Origin of the sequence: Undibacterium sp. GrIS 1.2, assembly GCF_040544435.1 — a bacterium.
Classification (GTDB): domain Bacteria; phylum Pseudomonadota; class Gammaproteobacteria; order Burkholderiales; family Burkholderiaceae_D; genus Undibacterium.
On record NZ_JBEONP010000024.1, the window covers coordinates 25,460 to 45,369 of the forward strand.

A 19,910-nucleotide genomic window follows, 5' to 3' on the forward strand; every position below is an offset into this window, starting at 1 on the left:
GTTGAACGTAAGCGGAGCTGATCTAAATTAACTCGCAGTGACGGTATTTTCAGTAAAAATAATGAAATAAATGCATTGAAATCAATATACTCCCCCTTATTTTTAATAAATATGTCCTCCTACCCAATGATTATATGGACAGTAATTTATACTAATAGAGAGTATATTTAATTTACCATTAACTATGTCTCACTATAACTTCATCGGTTTAACATAACCCGTCATCTCCAGATACCCTTGACCGACGCGCTTGCCGTCTCTCTGGATCGTAACAGCGCCTTCCCAATACAAGGCCCCAGTTGAGCGACGCGAATCTAATTCCTGATCGTCTTGTAGAGGCGTGATTTGCCACTGCGTATTTGCAGTAGAGATCGTGGTGGCAACCGGATAAGTTGCATTAGTGCGAGGTGAGCGCCATGTACGCACAGGTTGGAAGCGAATTTGCTCTGGCAAAAATTGTGTAGCTTGGCCGGATTTATCGCGCAGCGTTGCATGCGACCAGACAGTCTCACCGCGTTGATTACGGATTTGAAACGCCATCAGCACGTCACCATTATCCAGATTGGCGCCGAGCCAATCCCAGCCTGTGGCTTGCGCATCCAGCACGCTGGTAGACCATTCGTGATCTAGCCAGGCTTTGCCCTGCACCTTCATGTTAGGGGATCCCAACTTGGCGGCACTTTCAGACACAGCAGAAGAGCTATTTGGCCGCATCAGCTTACCTGACACTTGCAGTTGAGGTTCACTATAGTAATAGCTTGCTTGCTCTGGTTTTGGTCCCTTACGGGAGTAACCAGCCTCGCCTTGTAGCAAGAGTGGCTGTGTTGGTGTGAGCTGTAACTGTAGTGAGAAGTCACGCGTACGCACTTGCGCCTGATAACTACCATCAGCGTTTCGCAGCAAATGCCAATCACTCAATTTCACATCCGTATTCCCTACTTTGGCATACGCAAGACCAAAACCGGAGCGAGCGCTTTTTTGATCATGTAACAGATGTCCAAGCTTAGGATCAGAGAGCGCGGCATGCGCAATCACTAGCTGCGATGGTGCAAACGCGCTGGGGTTGTTCCGGTCGTGATCGGTTGCTGAACGGAAGAAGGTAATCTGAAAACCGATCGCCTGATGATCCGGTGTGTCTAGCCAGCCAGTGACGTACCACCATTCAGTACGAAACGTGGGATGGGCACCAAAGTCGGTGGGGAATTGTAGCGATTTACCAGCTTGCACTGCACTGAAATCAGGTGAAGCTGCCTGAGTGGCAGTCCCAACCATCGCCAATAACAAGCAAAAAATAATGGAAAAATACGAAGCAGCGCTATGATTCCTTTTCTTTTGATTCCACATTACCAATCCTCCCTCACCGCCCGCACCGAATCACCGGCCACAGCGCGCGCACCTGACAACATCGCCGTCGCGGCAGACGATAACAATAATAAAACGGCGACCGATGCCAGCATCAACCACGGAATATGCATTTGCATACTCCAATGAAATGACTGAGGATTAACAATAAAAATCAGCACCAGACTAATAATCCAACCGAGTACGAAGCCCACCATAATCCCCAATCCTGTCAGCAGACTTCCCTCTGCACCCAGTATTTGTAATATCTGTGAGCGCGTCACCCCAACATGACGCAGCATGCCAAACTCTTTGCTGCGCGCCAGTGTTTGCGCCGAGAATGTTGCCGCCACACCGAACAAACCGATCATCATCGCAACGATCTCTAATAAATATGTCACAGCAAAACTACGATCAAAAATTTTAAGACTGATTGCGCGTATTTCTCCAGGATCAGCGAACTCGACCGTATTCCCAAATGGTAGCGCCCTCACCTGTTTAATAACGGACACCGTACTGATATCAGGATTAAAAAATAGCGCGGCATCTGTCACAGTAAGGTCTGCCGTCAACCGCTGATAATCTGATAAGCGAATTTGTATCGAGCCAGATTGCCTCGCATAGTCACGCCACACGCCTGCTACTGTAAATGGATGCACGCCTGTACCGACAGGCAAATTGATACGTTGCCCGACACGATATCCGTACAAATCCAGCATCGCTTCCGACACCCAGACCGGCATGGTCTCTGCTGCGATCTTAGTCGCATCCATCACATCCTCAGTCAGCGGCAGGGTGCGCCCGGGATCTGTGGCATCAATCGTGCGGGCGATCATGATGACGGGTGGCCGTGTTATATCTAGCGTCAAGGGAGTTGTGCGCAAAAACTCTGCGCGCTTTATACCTGCCAATGTGCTGATCATGTTTTGTTGTGCTGGGTTCATTGCTGCAGTTTCACCGTTAGACGCTGTGCGCACATATAAATTGGCAGACAATATTTGCGCCAGCCAATCATCGACCGACACCCTAAAGCTCGACACCATAATCGCCATCGCCACCATCAGACTGAAACTCGACAACACACCTCCCAGTGCAATCGAGGCTTGATTTGGCGTGTTGGCTAGGCGAGCAAGAACCAGCAACATGACCTGATTTTTTCTCAGCAAAGCAGCACGGCTTTGTAGAAAATTCAGGAGAAACGTGAATACCACTGCGGAACAGCGAGGCATTAATCCAATACCGCCGATAAGCAATAAAGCGACCGCCAGATAACCAAATACCGGCAATTCGAATACAGGCGGCAATTGCGTCAGCACACCACCCAAAGCCAGACATATCATCGCCGGCCAAGGCGATGCGAAGCGCGTCATCGCAACATCCTCACTGCCGGACTTTAATGCAGGTCCCGGCTGCGCGCGAGCCGCTTCTAAGGCGGGCGCCAAACTTCCTAGCAACGCAATCCCCGTACCGAGTAAAAAGAAAACGGCAGCAGACGTCAAATCAAACTGCACACTGGGGCGGATGCCGGGAAAATAACCGCCACCCAAATCGCCACCAAAAAAACGTAGCGCCAGTGCGGCCATGCCATATCCGGAAGCCAGTCCCACCAAAGACCCGAGCGCCCCAAGCACTCCGCCCTCTAACAAAATTTGGCGCAGCAACAAAGACCGCGTCATTCCAATCACACGCAACAATGCAAACTGAGAACGCCGGCGCAGTACCGACAAAGCCTGTGTTGAAAAAATCAAAAATGCGCCGGTGAATAAGGCGACCAAAGCAAGCACGTTCAAATTAACGCGATATGCACGTGACATATTGGCACTGCGCGCCTCCTGATCTGCACTCTCTGTGATCAATAAGTGCTTATTAAGTTTATTCGTAAATTCGTTCGTCGATTCATTCGCAAATTCTTTAGATAAGCTGCGACGAAAAGCATCACGGGAGATGCCGCTGTCCAGCTTTAAATCAATCCGCGACAGCTTACCAAGTCGACCAAAGCGCCATTGCGCCGTAGCGATATCCATGACGGCAATCCTTTGCCCGGGACGGGCCCTGACAATGCCACCAGCAACGCGCAGTTGTACGATCTCTGTACCGTTTTGCAAGCGCAATTTGTCTCCTAGCTTCACCATCAGCCATTCTTGCGCGGCGGGTGATAAAAAGATGGCATCATCAGACAAGGTATCAAACGGACGGTCACTCTGCGGTACTCCGATTAAATCCGGGGCCAATTCCATCGCCTGAAAAACATCAATCCCAAGTATTTTCAGGGCACTGCGCTGTCCCGGCACCGTTGCATCAATTTCCAAAACAGGATTCGCCAGAGTTACCCCTTGGTGCTCGGCAAGCAAAGGATAAACCGACTCATCAAACAAGCTTTGGGTGCCACGTACTTGCAAATCAGATTGCCCTGTCAAGCTTTTGGCTGCCGCAGAAAATTCATTTAATGCAGCACCGTTAATCAGGTCAATGGCAAAACCCAAGGCAACGCCAAGGGCAATCGCAGCGATGGCAGCGATCGCTCGCACTGGATGTGCTCGCCATTCGCCAAACACCAGCCATTTCATTAACTGGCTATGTAAATTACTCAGCATGGAGGCGCGCAACAGAGTGATCTGCTATCGGGGCAAGCGGATGCAGTCCCTCATTAGTCAGTATTAAAATCCGATCTGCCGTCGATGCCGCTGCCATGGAATGGGTCACCATGATGGCGGACGCGCCATTGGCTTTAATTTCATCACGCAATAATTTTAAGATACCTTGCGCCGTGGTCGGGTCCAGATTGCCGGTCGGTTCATCAGCCATGACCAATGTAGGTCGATGCACCAGTGCGCGGGCAATGGCGACACGCTGTAGCTCTCCTCCGGACAATTGACGAGGGAAATCACTCCCCCGTCCATCCAGACCAACCGCTTTGAGCATCTGTGTCGCACGCGCAGGTGACTCGCCATTCAACAAGAGTGGCAAGCTAATGTTTTGCATCAAAGTTAAGTGGGGTAAGACATGAAAAGCCTGAAAAATAAATCCCAGTTTTTGGCGACGCAGGCGGGTCGCTTCGTCATCCGTCAGTTGCGACATGATCGCGCCATCAATCAGAACACTGCCAGAATCCGGCGTATCCAGTCCTGCAATCATATTCAGCAAAGTTGATTTGCCGACGCCGGATTCGCCCATGATTGCAATGTACTCCCCCGCCTGTAGTGTGAAATCCAAACCAGATAACACCACACGCCCATCGGCATAACTTTTCTTCAGGGCGCGGCACTCTAGTGCGGGGACTTCACTCATTTATCAACCATTCTTTCATGTGATTTCATTTGATTATTAGCTCCAGCTTGCCAATCACTATTTGCGATAACTCTATGCGATATATTTTAAATACGCAGGTGCGCGGCGATGCTTGGTCGCTTGCTCAAACGCGTAGGCTAGTTTAATCAGAGTTGGTTCTGCATAGGCGCCCGCGACAAACGACACTCCAATCGGCAAACCATTAAAAAATCCAGCAGGCACCGTAATGTGCGGATACCCAGCAACCGCTGCCGGTGATGAGAAGCTGTCGCCAGAATGATCGCCATTAATATAATCGGTCAACCATGCCGGGCCGCCTGTCAGGGCAAATAGTGCGTCTAGTTTGTTCTCGTTCATGACTTTATCGATACCCTCTTGGCGTGAATATCGATGATTATTTTCTAAGGCATCGAGATACTCTTTGCTGTCCAGTCCGGCTTTGGCTTCTGCACGGATCAACAGTTCCTGATCAAAATAAGGCATCTCCTTATCACGATGTTGCTCATTAAACGCGATCACATCTTTTAAGGTTTTGACCGGAGCACCAACACCAAATTCTGCCAAATATTTATTTAGATCGGTTTTCAGTTCGTACAGTAAAACCTCTAATTCTGAATCACCATATTTACTCATATTAGGTACTTCAACATCGATCAGAATGGCACCTTTGGCTTTCATTACCGCCAAAGCTGCATCAACAATTGGCTGTAGGCGCATATTGCCACCCATCGCATTACGCGCGACGCCGATACGTGCGCCTTTTAAACCATCTGCATTCAGATATTTTGCGTAGTCAACTGCCTTGCCGGTACTAGCTGCCGTCGCAGCATCATGCGTATCGACGCCGGTCATGGCGGTTAACATTAACGCGGCATCGCTGACTGAGCGTGTCATTGGTCCGGCGGTATCTTGCGAATGGGCGATAGGGACAATGCCATCACGACTGATCAGCCCCAGAGTTGGTTTGATACCGACCAGTCCACAAATCGATGCTGGTGAAGTGATCGATCCGTCTGTCTCTGTACCTACTGCAATAGCGACAAGGCTAGCGGCAACTGCCGCACCGGAGCCAGAGCTGGAGCCACTGGTATTACGGTCTAATGCATACGGGTTTTTGGTCAAACCACCGCGTGCGCTCCAGCCAGAGGTGGAACGGGTAGACCGCATATTTGCCCATTCACTCAGATTAGTTTTACCGAGAATTACTGCACCGGCTTCACGCAATCTGGCGACTAAAAAAGCATCGCGTGGCGCCTTGGCGCCGACCAGCGCCAGCGATCCTGCAGTGGTCTGCATTTTATCGGCAGTAGCAATATTGTCTTTGAGCAGCACAGGAATACCATGCAAAGGGCCGCGCGGCCCTTTAGCTTCGCGCTCACGATCCAGGACATCGGCGATGGCTAGTGCATCCGGATTGAGTTCAATAATTGCGTTTAAAGTCGGACCCGCTTTATCGACGGCTTTGATCCGCGCTAAGTATTCAGTGACTAGTTTTTTTGATGTCAGCGATCCCGCAGTCATTGCCGCTTGCAGGTCAGCGATGCTGGCTTCAACGATGTTATGAGCTTTTTCAGCCGCTATTGCTGGAGGCGCAGCAAGTGTGCCAGAAGCACTAACGACATCAGCGACACTAGCGGCGCTGGCGATTACACTCAACTTCATAAAATTCCGACGATGCATAGATTACTCCAGTTAGAGATAGAACAAACCCATCAAAAACCTTCTTAACTTAGGTCAGGCAAGATAAGTCGCAGATAAAAAATATACTTAACAACTATATTGTTAAACGAAGACGTATCGTCTTTTTATTTCAGTTCAATTTGACCGGATTCCATTAGAGTGTTTTATGCATCGTCGAACTGAAAATGACTTCTACAAATTTTATTTTTAGCGAAGTATTAAGCGAGTTATTAAAGGGGATGAAGAAGAAGAATGCAGTCTGCTCTAACGTTAGAAATACGCCTGACGACACGTATAAGTATTCTAGTTTACATATGATTTCCACCCTTCGACGGAGTTTAATTCATACAAATATTTCCTATACTCCCAATTAGTATAATTTAATCGTCCAATCAATTACTGCCCTACAAGGCAGATTAGTAAAAAATAATGGGGAGTATATTCAATAGAGACGAGTAAACGCAGCTCAAAGAATTTATTTAACCGAGATACCTGCAACAATGCTATTGAGTCGCTCTGGCAGCTAACATACCTTTGGCTATTTGCTCGGATAATTGCCGGACTGACTCAGACACAGCGGGCGCAATCGGGTCGTAACCTGCACCGCTGACAGGGACGGTGATGACAGTACGCTCGCGCTTGAGTGTATTTTTACTGCCATCCTGTAGTATCCAGATTGCCTCTAATGTCACCTTATCTCCGCTCTGTATCAATAGCTGGGCTACTTGTATAGCCAAATGGTAGCGCGGCAAATTTTGTCCCGCTGCACTGGTATTGCTGACAGTAACCCTGTTTGCAATCCACGCCCCAGGCAACTGGCTTCGTAGATTGGCAACTACCGCCTGCCCAATCTGCTCGTCTAGTAATGCGACCCAACGCTGATCATCTGAGATGACCGATTCTGTCGCCGATTTTTGCACGACCAATTGGTTTCTGTTGATCGAATCCGGAATACGCACATCAGCCACGATTAACTCATAGGTGATTTTGGCGGCGTTAGCGTCGTCAGTCTGTGCACCGCTTGTATTATTGAGCGGATAAGTAAGTTGATAGTAACGCTCGGTGTAGGGCGTGGCACATGCTGTGAGCGCTAGGGTAAAAAGCGTCAAAATGATTTTTGATGCTTGCGCTTTGCGGTCCTGAATATTTAAAACCGAAGCCACGGTTCTGCTGACCAACACTTCAGCCATCATTATTTTACTCATCATATTTTTCTTCATCATGGCTTTACCTTTTGTTTGCCAAAGAGCAGCGCGTCAGGATGGCGCTCTAACATATCGGCCAGATTAGCCAAGGCTCGGGCAGATTTGGCGACTTGTTTTAAGGATTCGCGCACGTCTTGCTGCAAAGGTGCATCCTCAGCCAAGATTGCATTGGCATTGGCCAGAGTTGCCTTCGCTTCTTTTAAGGTGGAAGTGAGTTCTGGCGTAACGTCGGTATCCAGACGACGCACCAGTTTTTCGGTACTGGCTAGTGTGGTGTTAAGTTTTTCTAAAGCCTGTACGAGCTGAGCAGACATTTGCTCCATCGGCAGCTTATCGATTTTTTTAGCGATACGACCAACGGTATCCTGAATCTCGCCTAAGCCGCCGCCGACTGTTGGCAGTACTGGGTATGCGGTGCTCCAATCCATTTTGGCGGGTTTTGCATCCGGGAAAAAATCCAACGCGATATAGAGTTGTCCTGTGAGCAAACTACCGCTGCGCAATTGGGCACGCAAACCGCTGGCCAATAAATGATCGACCAGAGCGCGCTCTTTTGCCTCGGTATCATCATCGGGTGGTTTAGTACCTGATCTGACTCTGGACCTGAGGCGATCTGGGAATATATTAACCTCGACTGGGAAGCGTGGCACCCGACCATTGTCGGAAAACTCTACGCCCATCGATTTGACCTCGCCGATGACAATACCGCGCAAATCCACTGGTGCACCTTTTGATAAACCGCGCAAGGATTCAGGGAAGTACATCAAGAAATTACGCACCTTGGTATCCGGTGCACGCATCGCTTGTTCTCTGTCTTCAAACAAGGTGAAAATTGAGCCTTCAAATGCAGGCTTACCCCCTGGCAGCGCATCATCATGATCCTGGAAGGCCAAGCCACCTTCGATCAGCGATGTCAGTGACTCTGTGGTGATACGCAGGCCATTTGCATCGAGTTGCATATCCACCCCGCTGGCATGCCAGAAGCGCGTATCTGCGGTCACATATTGATCATAAGGTGCATCAATAAATACTCTGATCGTGACGCCCTTACCATCTTGATCCAGCGTAAATTTGGTGACATGTCCGGCGTTAATATGCCGGAAAAAAATCGGCGATCCATAATTGACCGAGCCAGTCTGAGTCCCACGTAATACGAACTCGTGACCGGCAGAGTCACGGGTCACCAGGGGCGGCTCTTCCAGACCCACAAACTCATCCGTCGTCGCTTCTGCTACACCGACATCAACACTAATATAGTTACCGGATAACAGCGTGCTTAAGCCCGATACTGAGCCACCGGAGATACGTGGTTTGACTACAAAGAAACGTGTGTCGGTCGCTAAAATATCGGAGGCACTTTTGATCAATTGAGCCGATACCAGCACGCGCTTGCGATCCGACGATAAGGTAATTGCAGTGACATGGCCTACATCCACATCTTTGTAGCGAATTTTAGTTTTGCCCGCCTCTAAGCCCTCTGCAGATTTAAAGCTAATCGTAATCACTGGCCCCTGACTGGTAACGCTATGTACGACTAACCAAATACCAATCAGCGCTGCAATAATCGGGACTGCCCAAACGAAGGAAGGCAAACGACGAAGTTGCCTCACTTTGACATTGGGGATATCTGCAGAATTTGTGGTGATTGCAGGCTCAGATCCAGACTGCGGATTTGCTGCCTGCTGACTGGCTATTGGCTTAGCCGCTGGGGGAACACTTGCACCACCTGCGCTATCTGGTTTTTCTGATGTTGGATCACTCATGAGAAGTTTCTATAGCAGACCAAATTAAACGAGAATCAAAGCTTTGCGCCGACAGCATCGTCAACACGACAACAGCACCAAAGGCTAACGCACCACCACCCGGATGCACCGAGGCAAGCGACTGAAACTGCACCAGCGCAACCAGCACAGTCACCACATACACATCCAACATCGACCAACGACCAACCGCCTCAATAAGTCGAAATAACTGGGTGCGAGGTAATGGATTTGAAGTCGATTTTCTCCAGCAAGTCAGCAATAATAAGCTGATTGAAAATAGCTTCAGCATAGGTACCATGATGCTGGCAAAAAAGACCAGCAGAGCCAACGGCCAGGAGCCAGTTTCTAGCAACAATAATACCCCGCTCATAATAGTGTCGTCTTGTCCGCCGAAGATGGTTTCGGTATGCATGACAGGCAATAAATTAGCGGGGATATACAAAATAGCCGCAGCCAAAAGATAAGCCGCAGATTTTGCCAGCCTATCTTTATCACGCAAATGCAAAGACGCACCACAGCATGGGCAATGCGTAAACGATGCATATTTGGTCGAACACAAAGTTTCGCAGATATCGCAACTCACAAGGTGAGCCGCGGCACCGTTTTTACCCAACAGGTTTGCTGCTGGCACGGCACCTGCGGCAACAACTGCATTAATAGCACCAACAGCACCAGCCACATCATGTTCAGACATGCTTGACCTCATCAGCAGAGGTCAATCTTGTGCTTTGCTGATGTGCCCATACCCATACATTGCGCGGCGTCAGAATAGATGTCAGTCCCGCACTCACACAGATCATTGCGGCACATGACCACAAGGCAGGGCCAATAATAATATCTGCCATGTGTTGCAGTTTGACTAGCGACACCAGCAACCCCAGCATAAATACTTCTACCATGCTCCAGGGACGCAGCTTCTGTAAAAACCGCATAGGTGCCCCGACGGCTTTATCTGGATCGCCAAATTTTAATGAATATAAAACATACAAAGCCATCATGATTTGCAAGGCCGGAGCCAGCATCGTTGTGACGACAACCAGGATTGATATCGCGTGCATCCCATCGTTCCACATCGATAAAGCGGCATGAAACAAAGTTGTATTGTTAGTGGCTTGCTGCACCTTGAGTGTGAGTAGCGGAAAGCTATTTAATATCAGCAGCAAAATCGCCGATGTCACCGCAATCGCCAGCGCCTGATCTAACGTAGCGCGGCTATTTCTGTAAAGCATGGCCTGGCAACGAGGACAACTAGCCGTCTCGCCAACGACCAGCTCCAGGTCACGACAAATCAGGTCACATTCGTGACAGACAATGAGCTTGACAGCAGTTTGCTTAATATTAGTTTGCTTGACTGGCGAAGTGGATGTGTTCATCGTCCTTGCTATTGCTGCATTGTGGGTAAGTATGTAGATAAGCCGCGACTGCTGATAAGGCAATCAATTATTGCCGACAAACCCGAAAATTGCTAGCGACAATGGGACTGGCAATAGGACTTACAATCGGACTGTAAATGATGAATACAAATATTCATAGAATTTACACAAAAATCCAAATCTCTCACCAAAGAGGTAAAGAGAAAATCAGCACTTTTCTCTGCATTGGTTGCTCCTCTATGCCTCTATCGTGAAAGGTCTTGAGCTTTTTTGTCCTTTCTACTGACGCAAAAAAATGGCAACCTTTTATCCGGTCAGCGTCTTCATCGTCAACGCATTTTTTACACTACTCACAGCATGCATTTCGCCACTGCGTAAAGCTTGCTCAGTATCATGCGTTATACGATGAAATAATCCCTCAGGATTGGATTGCATAGTCGCATACATTCCTACCCAAGCGTCACGACCACTTTGTTTGGCGTGGTACAAACCAATATCTGCCAACTCCACTACCTGTGACCAGCTTAACTGTCGAGGATGCTCCGGTAAAAAAGGAAAACAGGCGAAGCCAACCGAACAGGTCTTTGCGATTTTGACGCCATCTGCCAAGTCAAATGCCAGACTACTGACCGCAGCACGCAAGCGTTCTGCAATTATTTTTGCCTCGCTGCGGTCAGTGCCGCGCGCTACCAGCAAAAACTCTTCACCGCCCCAACGAATAATGTAATCGGTTTCGCGTGCCACTTTTTGTAAGCGTTCCCGCATCTGCACTAAAACCAGATCACCTGCTGCATGACCATATTTATCATTGATCAACTTGAAATGATCGATGTCAATCATAAAAAACACCAGATCAATATCGGCGGGCATCTCTGCTGCTGCACGTTGCAGACGCTTTTTGTTGCGACGTAAAGTCATCGCAACATCGTTATCGATATGCTGCAACAAAAAGCGCCGGTTACGTAAACCTGTCAGCGGATCAGTAAGGCTGGCTTGCTGCTGCTCCCGGTAAGCATGTTCCAGTTCAATATTTTTATCGACCAATTGGGATTGAGTATCACGCAGCGTCTTTAAGGTTGCCTCTAGTTGCCGGTAGGCTGTCGCATTCTCTAGCGCAATCGCGCCATACGCGCACAAAGTACGAAAGATCAAACGCTCGCGCTCTGCATATGCCTGAGTCTGCGGTGATTGAATCGACATTACACCTAACAAACGCTGCCCTATGGTTAAAGGAAAAAATAAGGCGCTAGAGGAAGTACGCGTGCCGGGAATCTGATTCGGGTTATATCCTTGCGACGCCTGCTCTCTGATGACCTCTACCCGCTCGCGCGCGCACTTAGCGACATTGGAACTTGGATGCGATATTGGGCCGCGCAGCGCTGGCAACGGCTGCCCGTCTTCAATACCAAAAGCGCAGCTAAAATTAACGCCATCTGGCTCCATTAAAAATATCGAAAAATGCGTCGCATCAAGTAAGCCATGAACATGCTTATACAGCGTTTGAAAAACTGCGTTTGCATCTAAATGTGCTGTGATTTCCTGACCAATCGCACTCAAACGCTCAAGCGTCAGACTAGTTTGTTGCAAAGCCTCTGCCCGCTTTGCCTCAGACATTGCCAGTTCTTGATGATATTGCGCCTCGGCGTGGGCGCGCTCAGTCTGATGACTGATCTGCATTGCAGCAGCACGGTTAGTCGCATCAGCGCTATTAGTTTTCTCGCGGGCGGCAATGGCTTTCACTGCGATAGCATAGGCTTGAGCCGTATCGCCGATATTGGCATGCTCGCGCGCAATCTCATCGAGCAAACTACCGGGCACAGTATATCCATCAATCGTGGCAGCAACATCCAATGCCCGGTTCAGATAATACAAAGCGGCAGTTGGTGCTGTGGTCGGCGTAGAAATCGGATCGGATATTGGCAAAGAATGATGTGCATGTATTTGCGCCAGCACGCGTAAAGCATCAATCTGGTTAAACCCATTACGCTGCTCGACCGCCAGCGCCAGCGATGCTAGTCCGGCAGCTAAAGCTTCTTCGGGTCGCCCCAAATGTAATTGAGCATGCGACTGACCGCGCAAAGCAATGGTTTGCATGTCGGATTGATTTAAGGCAGTGGCACGTCGTTCCAACTCAAGGAAAGTATCAAGCGCAACAATATAATCTCCGCGATCCAGCGCGACATCACCCATATATTCCAGCGTGATTGCGTACGTACGCGAACCAGACAGCGGGATCAGAATCGTCAGCGCCTCCAGCAATAAATCATGCGCCGCTTTTAGCCGCCCAAGGTGACGTAAGGTGTCTGCAGTTTGTATCAAACCCAGCCCGATACTGGCTGGCCAACCAGTTGGTCGCGCCATTTCCAGACCGCGTTTCATCCATTCCAATGCACCCTGATAATCATTGAGATTATTAAAGCAGCAGCCAACATTCGTGGCAGCAATGATGATCCTTTGCACTTGCCCGGTAATCATCGCGTTTTCGTACATTTGCAAACGGTAGGTCGCGGCAGATTCAAAATCACTGATTTGGAAAGCGATCAGTCCCAGATAATCATAAACCCAGGTAGCAAGACCAGGATGCAAATTACTGAGATCAGAACCAAACCGCGTTCCCCAGCGCGCCTGAGCATTGTGTAAATCACGAAACACGGCAAAGCGCGCCATCGTGGCTTCCATCAAATCGGATCGCAAGCTATCGCCAGCGCGGCGCGCATCCGCCAATGCCAGTTCCAACTCGGCATCACGACGATTGGGATCGCTACGGTCTGCGATGATTAACGCCAGCAACCAATGTGCATCGGCACATCCGATCGCGTCATCCAAACCTTTAAACAAAAGTAAAGCGCGCTCCACCGTCGCCTCAGCAACATCAAGCTCGGCAAATAACCACTTCACTTCGCCACGAATCAGGTCGAGGCGACCAAGAATTCTATTGCGTTCGGCATGGGGAATATCCGCAATTTTGCTCAAAGCCTCCACCTCAGAAGCCAGAGAAATTGCCCGCGCCGCATCACGCTGACGCAAATGCCAAGAAAGTTCAAGCAAATCTAGAAGTTGGCTGGGTACACGCGAGGCCAACAGGCTGACCTCTAACTTGGCGACTTCTTCATCCAGTACAAGAATTTCCATTCGTCAATTTCACTTAGATTTTATGGTCAGTCACGATGATGTGAAACGCTTGCTGCCGATTCGGCATAGAACAAATAGCTATTCACTAAATAGTTATGCAGGGCCGCACTATTTGTCTCGCGCGGTAAGCCTGATCATATTCTATGGCACAACAAATAACACTCACTTGCACGAATTATTCTGGCCTACTAGCTGTAAGAGAACTGTCATATCAATGAATAAACAACAAACTCAACTAAATCCGAAATGTGACTTGAGCAGTGCAGGCAGAAAGCAGCACCATATTTCGACACAAAAAATCAGTACGGGCGATTTAATCTGCTTTTTTGCAGGCGAACAGTCTTGAAGATTAAACAGGTTTATATGTTGACGCAAATCAATAACAACGCACTTAGAAAATATACTCCCTATATGTATTTATTATTATCCATATAAATACTGCCTTGCAAGATGATTTTAATAAAAATTAAGGGAGTATTTTAATTAGCAGATTATAAAATGCCAGGAAGATATAAGAAAATGGCTAAAAAAATATCCCACACCAAATAATCCGATCAAATCGTTACCGATTAAATGATTATTGACGCTCGTCGTATGCGTTTTTAAAATTTCGCTAAAATAGTCCATCTATTGTTGGGTCACTGGCAAGCTTGTTACGGCAATGACTCTAGCGATTTGACAAAATTCCACTTTCACATCACCTTGCTTTTCAACCCCTAAGGGAACATTCATGAAAACAGTTATTGCCTGCGCTATGCTGGCTACTGCAATTGCAGCACCAGCGTATGCTGCGTTAAGTGTCGGAGATGCCGCGCCAAACTTCACAACCCAGGCATCTTTGGGCGGAAAAGAATTTACCTTTTCACTCGCTGATTCACTTAAAAAAGGACCTGTTGTGCTGTATTTTTATCCAGCAGCCTTCACTCAAGGGTGCTCGATTGAGGCGCATCTATTTGCAGAATCGGTGGAGCAATATCGTGCCCTTGGCGCAACTGTCGTTGGGGTTTCTCATGATGACATCAAAACTTTAGACAAGTTTTCGGTCAGCGAATGTGCCAGCAAATTTGCCGTCGCCGCCGACACAGATCAAAAGATCATGAAATCCTATGATGCAATTCTCGTCATGAAACCAGAATACGCCAACCGCACTTCTTACGTGATTACGCCTAATAACAAAGTGATTTACTCATTCACGGACCTGGCTCCAGATAAACATGTAACGAATACCTTGGAAGCATTGAAAAAGTGGAAAGCAACTAATTAAGCAAAGAAAAGCAGGGTCTGGAAAAATCAGGCTCTGCTTTTATGGAGCCAATTCTAAGGCACCTCAACGGGAGCATATTCCAAGACCATGAAAAACTTTTATATTACGAATTAGGTACACTTAAAACGTCGGGTGCAACAACGTCAAACACTAGTGTCCGCAGAAGACTTCAGAAGTACTCATTTTTTATCGTCACATCTCGTCATTAAATTTGATGGAGTGAATCGTTTTTGTTTTGATTCATACTCACACCTGACTTATTTTTACAATCACAGCGAAAATGGGTAATGATATCTCTTTGGCAATAGCTGGTATTTTGTGTGAAGAGAAACTTGGCATTCTTTGCGAAGGCTCTTAATAGAAAACTGATGATGGTAGCAATACTCGATATGGCGTGATTGTTGATTCTGCAAGCGATTTTCATATTGACCTCAGTTGAAGAGGCTCCCTTATGAGTGCCGCCATAAGAGAAATCCAAACAAAAAAGCCCTTGATGAATCAAGGGCTTTTGTATGTTTGGCGGAGAAGGAGGGATTCGAACCCCCGATACGTTTGCACGTACGCCTGATTTCGAGTCAGGTACATTCAACCACTCTGCCACTTCTCCGGTTTTGCTCAGTGCTCTGGCACTAGGCAAGTCGAGGATTATAGCAAACTTTATCTGGCTTTGATAGACGCGCATCATGGCTTAGTTTCTAAAGCCTTGGTGCAGTCGCTTTTCGGTAGCGATGTTTTTGACATTGCCGGATTTAGCTCTAGTAACGCATTTTTTGCTTGCTCTAAGTCTTTGCCAAACTCGTTAAGATAGCGTGAACGCTCTTCGCTTTGCCATTCTTCATCTGAGAAATTTTGTGCAGTATGCATTTTAGATACATAGGCAGGGCCGACAATGCGCGACATTAAAGCACGATCAGGGTCTGCGTTTTCTTTCAGCAGATAAGCGTCGATATCTCTGAGGGTTAATGGGAAGGTGGGCGATTGGTCGCGCATCAGTTTGCCGAAGACGGTTAACTTGACCTCGGTTGCGCCTTGCGGCAAAAGATCGTTAAACGTTACAAGTGCATATGGCTTGCCTTTAGCATCATCGATGCGTCCGGTAACGACATAGCGCCCTGCTTCGCGTACGTCGGCTTTGAGATAAAAATTTAGTGAACCCTGCTCGACTGCTTCGCGCACCGAACTGGCCCAGGTTGCGGGGACTTCTGGTGAATAGATGACATCGAAAAACAGTACGCCAGAACGATCGCCGACATTATATTTAAGCTCTAAACGAATGGTGCCATTGAACTGGGCTAAGCCTGTGGTAGCAGGCGTCAATACGCCAGAAAACATATTATCGCCAGCGACTGCATCGCCATTATTGCCATCGTCACTAAAGGCGACAGGGATTTGGGGCGCTTCTCGCGCGCCTTGAAATGTCAGTCCACGTGCGACTGCACGCGTGACAAATAATGGAAGAACATTGCCGTCCTCGTCCATCGCTTTTACGGTAAACATGACGCTCTCACGACTAGCTAAAAAAATCCGTGACTGCGTAGTCTCGATTTGGACATGTCCATCAGTCTGACCGTTTTCTTTGTGCATCGCCCGTTTTTCTTGCACAGGCTGATTTGGGTAAACCTGATCAGGGTTTTCGGCGATGGGACGTGATCCTTGTGGGTATTTTGTGCTGTTGCGGTAGCTGCATAAAGTCTGATCTGCCAATTCAACTTGCTTAGTCAAAGCCGCCAGACGTTGGTCGTGGTTGTTGTTTAACGCTAATAAAGAAGCACCGTCGGGACCGCCCGGCGTTTTTAAAAAATTGCTATTGGCTTGGTTGGCTAATGTGGCTGCCATGCTGGATTCTGTACCGCCAGAAAGCCACCAGACCAAAGCAACTAGTATAAGCGCTAGTGATACAGCCAGGGCTTGCCAATACCGACGCAACCAACCCGGTTGATTGGCAGATTGCGCCGAGTTTGAAGTCGCCCCTGACTTGTGCGAGGAGCTTACTTTTTTAGATCGCATCGTTTGATCAAATCTTCAGATAAGTTGACCTAAATTGTTAGCTTCGCATCGTGATCAAATTGCGTTACTGACCATATCCGCTCGTACCAGAGAGATGACGCCTTGCCAATTACTATTCGAGTAGTGGTTGTATGCTTCGGCATCATCGCGGAACGATACTGAGTGATAACTCCACTTCACGCTACCGCCCTCGTTGGCCGCGGTGCCTAAGGTCAGGTCATTACAGAACCAGTCGCTCGGATTACAAAATGCGGCACCCGAGCTGCCTGATACACCGCCTGAACTATGGTATGCCACAGCCTCGTCGTCCTGACCCGGCAATATCGCGGAATAGACCGTCCCCTTGGCGCCTGCATACATGTAGAACCAGACATTGTGGGTATCGTTATGGTTGTACATGGCGCGTGCGGTGGTGGTCTTTAAATCCTTAACCAGAGGCTCGGACACTGCCCACGATCCGACATCGGATAATTCTGATCCGCCACCCGCCCCTGCCGCCGTTCGCACCCACTTGATGTTCCAGCCGACTTGCGTACCGCTACCTGCATCACCACATTGGCCGGAGGCATTAGCGACGGCGTTTTTCTTGGTTCTGGCTGAGCCACCGTAGTTTGCTAAGGTGTAACCCATCATCAAATCGCCAGCGCTGTGGGTCGCTACGTAGCACCAGTTAGACCCAGTACAGAAGCAATCAAGTGCGTCGCGGATTTTGCCATTTTGGGAAGCAATACTGTTATAGCCATCCCAGTTAACTGCTTTTTTATTGATGCCCGCAGCGGTCGCAGATGGCCCCCAATACGTGAAGCTGGTGTAGTCACCCACCACGCCGCCACCGCCGCGACCATTGACCCATAAGGTGTAATTGGTCGCGCTGGCAATGCTGGACATTGCGCTGAGCGAGACAAACAAGAGTGCTGCAAAAATTCTAAATAATTTCGCCATTTAAATCGCCTCTAGTAAAAACATGGAAAAGTAAAACGCCTGAAAGCCATGATGCAGAAACGGGAACAAATTAATCAGCGAAGTCGAAGAACCTTGCATCGAACGCTAGCTGATCGGAGCGGAGTATCTGAATAGCAGCACCATATTGTCAATTTGCAACGCAACAAAATTAGGCGCTAAAAAACCACGGTTTTTTAGCCTGCCACATAGTAGAAATAGAATAGAAAAAGATATGCCAAAACAATATTAGTGGAAAAACTCTAATATTTAAAATGACACAAAATTGCAGCTATAAAAGGATAAGCGGCGGCAAGATTATGGTGCGCACGATCAAGGGCAAAGACAAATTAAAAATCGTTTACTTAATAAAAAAAGCGGCTGGGATGATCGGTCACCCCAGCCGCTTTTTAAAACCAAAAAGCTTATTTTGCAGCAGGCAACAAAGCCTCTACACCACCCATATACGGACGTAAAACTTCAGGAATAAGTACGCTGCCATCGGCCTGCTGATAATTTTCTAATACAGCTACCAAAGTGCGGCCAACTGCCAAAGCCGAGCCATTTAAGGTATGTACCAGTTCTGGTTTGCCTTGTGCATTACGGAAACGTGCTTGCATACGACGCGCCTGGAATGCACCCATATTAGAAATTGACGATATCTCACGATAGGTATTTTGCGCTGGCAACCAGACTTCTAAATCATAAGTCTTAGTTGAGCCAAAGCCCATATCGCCTGTACACAAACTCATGACACGATATGGCAAGCCAAGCTTTTTCAAAATCGCTTCTGCATGACTGACCATCTCTTCCAATGCGTTGGAGGATTGTTCTGGATGTGCAATCTGCACTAACTCCACTTTATCAAACTGATGCTGGCGTATCATGCCGCGGGTATCCCGCCCGGCACTACCGGCTTCGGAACGGAAGCATGGCGTGTGCGCCGTCATTTTGATCGGCAAACTCTCCAGGCTAACAATCTCGTCCCGCACGGTGTTAGTCAACGATACTTCTGCTGTGGGGATCAGGTACAAGGTCTCGCCCTCACCGTCTTGCCCACCCTTTTTGACTGCAAATAAATCTTCTTCAAACTTAGGTAACTGGCCTGTACCACGCATAGAGTCTGCGTTGACGATATACGGCGTGTAGCATTCTGTGTAGCCGTGTTCCAGCGTTTGTGTGTCCAGCATGAATTGCGCTAAGGCGCGATGCAAACGTGCCATACCACCGCGTAACAGCGTAAAACGTGAGCCGGTTAATTTGACTGCGACCTCAAAATCCAATCCCAGGGCTGCGCCAATATCGACGTGGTCTTTGACCTCAAAATCAAACACAGGAGGCGTACCAAATTGTCGAACTTCGATATTTCCAGTTTCATCCAAACCGACTGGAACGGATTCATCAGGCAAATTGGGGATGGCCAGCATGAAGTCACTCATAGCTGCTTGTACTTCGCCTAAACGAACTTCTGACGCTTTTAATTCTTCAGCGATGCTGTTAACTTCTGCCATTTGTGCAGAAGCGTCTTCGCCTTTGCCTTTAAGCATACCAATTTGCTTGGACAGAGAATTACGCTTACCTTGCAGCTCTTCAGTGCGCATCTGTATCTGCTTACGCTCACCTTCCAGCGCATTGAAAGTCGCAGTATCCAATTGAAATTTACGCGTTGCCAGACGAGCAGCAACGGTGTCGATGTCTTTGCGGAGGAGTTGAATGTCGATCATAGAATACTTGAGCCAGGTTAAAAGTAATTGCAATATAGTCGCAATGTAATTGAGCTGCGTATTGTACCAAGGGCGAGCTTGAATATTGCAACTTCGTGAAACATCGTCAAGCACAGCCACAACTTAGATTTTTTGGTAATAAATTTCATTTTACTCGCCCACTGATTCTGGGGCTTACCGAGGTTTTTTGGCTT

The 19,910-nt window shown here is 48.1% G+C and carries 13 protein-coding genes and 1 tRNA gene; 1 reads left to right on the forward strand and 13 read right to left on the reverse strand.

Translation table 11 applies throughout. The features are described from left to right. Window positions 1-192: 192 nt before the first annotated feature. From AAKU61_RS12030 to AAKU61_RS12070, 9 genes are all read right to left on the reverse strand, one after another. Complete coding sequence (locus AAKU61_RS12030; protein WP_503012606.1) at window positions 193-1,344, reverse strand: lipocalin-like domain-containing protein; 1,152 nt, start codon at window positions 1,342-1,344, stop codon at window positions 193-195. Beyond that, window positions 1,344-3,935, reverse strand: a complete 2,592-nt coding sequence (locus tag AAKU61_RS12035) for an ABC transporter permease (protein ID WP_354332515.1) — start codon at window positions 3,933-3,935, stop codon at window positions 1,344-1,346. Before AAKU61_RS12035 ends, AAKU61_RS12030 begins: the two co-directional genes overlap by 1 nt. Continuing rightward, window positions 3,925-4,629, reverse strand: a complete 705-nt coding sequence (locus AAKU61_RS12040) for an ABC transporter ATP-binding protein (protein WP_354332516.1) — start codon at window positions 4,627-4,629, stop codon at window positions 3,925-3,927. The genes AAKU61_RS12035 and AAKU61_RS12040 overlap by 11 nt, the downstream gene beginning before the upstream one ends. Window positions 4,630-4,701: 72 nt before the next feature. Continuing rightward, complete coding sequence (locus tag AAKU61_RS12045; protein ID WP_354332518.1) at window positions 4,702-6,309, reverse strand: amidase; 1,608 nt, start codon at window positions 6,307-6,309, stop codon at window positions 4,702-4,704. A 503-nt stretch (window positions 6,310-6,812) separates the two neighbouring features. Beyond that, a complete protein-coding gene (locus tag AAKU61_RS12050) occupies window positions 6,813-7,532 on the reverse strand; it encodes a PqiC family protein (RefSeq protein WP_354332520.1) in 720 nt (239 codons plus the stop codon). Continuing rightward, a complete protein-coding gene (locus AAKU61_RS12055; RefSeq protein WP_354332522.1) occupies window positions 7,529-9,277 on the reverse strand; it encodes a PqiB family protein in 1,749 nt (582 codons plus the stop codon). Before AAKU61_RS12055 ends, AAKU61_RS12050 begins: the two co-directional genes overlap by 4 nt. Further along, on the reverse strand, window positions 9,270-9,971 hold the full coding sequence (locus tag AAKU61_RS12060) for a paraquat-inducible protein A (protein ID WP_354332524.1): 702 nt from the start codon (window positions 9,969-9,971) through the stop codon (window positions 9,270-9,272). The genes AAKU61_RS12055 and AAKU61_RS12060 overlap by 8 nt, the downstream gene beginning before the upstream one ends. After that, window positions 9,964-10,650 carry a paraquat-inducible protein A gene (locus AAKU61_RS12065; protein ID WP_354332526.1) on the reverse strand — a complete coding sequence of 229 codons (687 nt, stop codon included), beginning with the start codon at window positions 10,648-10,650 and terminating at the stop codon, window positions 9,964-9,966. Before AAKU61_RS12065 ends, AAKU61_RS12060 begins: the two co-directional genes overlap by 8 nt. Window positions 10,651-10,956: 306 nt before the next feature. Then, window positions 10,957-13,782 carry a diguanylate cyclase gene (locus AAKU61_RS12070; protein ID WP_354332528.1) on the reverse strand — a complete coding sequence of 942 codons (2,826 nt, stop codon included), beginning with the start codon at window positions 13,780-13,782 and terminating at the stop codon, window positions 10,957-10,959. Between the two features lie 730 nt (window positions 13,783-14,512). Here AAKU61_RS12070 and AAKU61_RS12075 point away from each other — a divergent pair. Continuing rightward, the gene (locus tag AAKU61_RS12075; protein WP_354332530.1) at window positions 14,513-15,046 is read left to right on the forward strand and encodes a peroxiredoxin; all 534 of its coding nucleotides are present in this window, start codon (window positions 14,513-14,515) and stop codon (window positions 15,044-15,046) included. Between the two features lie 517 nt (window positions 15,047-15,563). Here AAKU61_RS12075 and AAKU61_RS12080 read toward each other — a convergent pair. The 4 genes from AAKU61_RS12080 to serS form a co-directional block, all read right to left on the reverse strand. Continuing rightward, window positions 15,564-15,653 (reverse strand) — tRNA-Ser (locus AAKU61_RS12080). Window positions 15,654-15,727: 74 nt separating this feature from the next. Continuing rightward, a complete protein-coding gene (locus AAKU61_RS12085) occupies window positions 15,728-17,053 on the reverse strand; it encodes a choice-of-anchor X domain-containing protein (RefSeq protein ID WP_354332532.1) in 1,326 nt (441 codons plus the stop codon). A 54-nt stretch (window positions 17,054-17,107) separates the two neighbouring features. Beyond that, the gene (locus AAKU61_RS12090; protein ID WP_354332533.1) at window positions 17,108-17,995 is read right to left on the reverse strand and encodes a hypothetical protein; all 888 of its coding nucleotides are present in this window, start codon (window positions 17,993-17,995) and stop codon (window positions 17,108-17,110) included. A gap of 422 nt (window positions 17,996-18,417) precedes the next feature. Then, on the reverse strand, window positions 18,418-19,716 hold the full coding sequence (serS, locus tag AAKU61_RS12095; RefSeq protein WP_354332535.1) for a serine--tRNA ligase: 1,299 nt from the start codon (window positions 19,714-19,716) through the stop codon (window positions 18,418-18,420). Between the last annotated feature and the right edge of the window lie 194 nt (window positions 19,717-19,910).

Excerpts from the sequence above, each read along its gene's own strand:
- AAKU61_RS12070 (WP_354332528.1), bottom strand. The coding sequence starts at position 13,782 with ATGGAAATTCTTGTACTGGATGAAGAAGTCGCCAAGTTAGAGGTCAGC.
- AAKU61_RS12075 (WP_354332530.1), top strand. The coding sequence starts at position 14,513 with ATGAAAACAGTTATTGCCTGCGCTATGCTGGCTACTGCAATTGCAGCA.
- AAKU61_RS12065 (WP_354332526.1), bottom strand. The coding sequence starts at position 10,650 with ATGAACACATCCACTTCGCCAGTCAAGCAAACTAATATTAAGCAAACT.
- AAKU61_RS12040 (WP_354332516.1), bottom strand. The coding sequence starts at position 4,629 with ATGAGTGAAGTCCCCGCACTAGAGTGCCGCGCCCTGAAGAAAAGTTAT.
- AAKU61_RS12090 (WP_354332533.1), bottom strand. The coding sequence starts at position 17,995 with ATGGCGAAATTATTTAGAATTTTTGCAGCACTCTTGTTTGTCTCGCTC.
- AAKU61_RS12035 (WP_354332515.1), bottom strand. The coding sequence starts at position 3,935 with ATGCTGAGTAATTTACATAGCCAGTTAATGAAATGGCTGGTGTTTGGC.
- AAKU61_RS12045 (WP_354332518.1), bottom strand. The coding sequence starts at position 6,309 with ATGCATCGTCGGAATTTTATGAAGTTGAGTGTAATCGCCAGCGCCGCT.
- AAKU61_RS12055 (WP_354332522.1), bottom strand. The coding sequence starts at position 9,277 with ATGAGTGATCCAACATCAGAAAAACCAGATAGCGCAGGTGGTGCAAGT.
- AAKU61_RS12060 (WP_354332524.1), bottom strand. The coding sequence starts at position 9,971 with ATGTCTGAACATGATGTGGCTGGTGCTGTTGGTGCTATTAATGCAGTT.
- serS (WP_354332535.1), bottom strand. The coding sequence starts at position 19,716 with ATGATCGACATTCAACTCCTCCGCAAAGACATCGACACCGTTGCTGCT.
- AAKU61_RS12085 (WP_354332532.1), bottom strand. The coding sequence starts at position 17,053 with ATGCGATCTAAAAAAGTAAGCTCCTCGCACAAGTCAGGGGCGACTTCA.
- AAKU61_RS12030 (WP_503012606.1), bottom strand. The coding sequence starts at position 1,344 with ATGTGGAATCAAAAGAAAAGGAATCATAGCGCTGCTTCGTATTTTTCC.
- AAKU61_RS12050 (WP_354332520.1), bottom strand. The coding sequence starts at position 7,532 with ATGATGAAGAAAAATATGATGAGTAAAATAATGATGGCTGAAGTGTTG.